The 507-nt window shown below is 70.2% G+C and carries 1 protein-coding gene; it reads right to left on the bottom strand.

Annotated elements, in window-relative coordinates:
* Positions 1 to 457: transglycosylase SLT domain-containing protein (locus tag IH00_RS0131490; RefSeq protein WP_199819847.1), on the bottom strand; the 457-nt coding region annotated here is incomplete at its 3' end.
* Between the last annotated feature and the right edge of the window lie 50 nt (positions 458 to 507).

Genomic DNA, 507 nt, shown 5'->3' with positions numbered 1-507 from the left:
GGTCACCGAGGCGGTCCACCGCGGCGCGCGCCTCGTCCATGTGCCGCCAGTGAAGGCCCTGGTTGTAGGTGGACCAGGGCTGCCAGTCCGTACCGCCGGAGGAGATGTCGAAGGCCGCGTTCGCGTTGCACTGGGGTTCGTAGGCGCAGGCGTCGTCGACCTCGGGGTGCCAGTAGTCGTTGATCTGCCACAGACCGCGGTCGGTGGACGGGGGCGTGTTGTTCTGGACGTTGGACGCCGACGGATTGCAGCTGGACTCCGCGAGGGCGACGGCGACGGCGGTCACCAAGGCGTCGCCGCGGAAACCCGCGTTGTGGCCGACCTGGGCGCACAGATCGCTCGGGGCGGCGTACGCGGGCGTGGCGCAGGCCAGGATGCCCGCCGCGACGCACAGCGAGGTGAGCGCCGACAGGATGACGCGATGGGGTGTTCTTCTGGCGCGCTGCGTGGTGGTCACCTGCTGTCTCCTCGATCGACCGGAGGTCCGGACGTGCCGTTGACCCAGGC

Origin of the sequence: Streptomyces sp. NRRL S-118 (assembly GCF_000716335.1) — a bacterium.
Lineage (GTDB): Bacteria > Actinomycetota > Actinomycetes > Streptomycetales > Streptomycetaceae > Streptomyces.
This window is presented reverse-complemented; position numbering and strand designations above follow the sequence as displayed.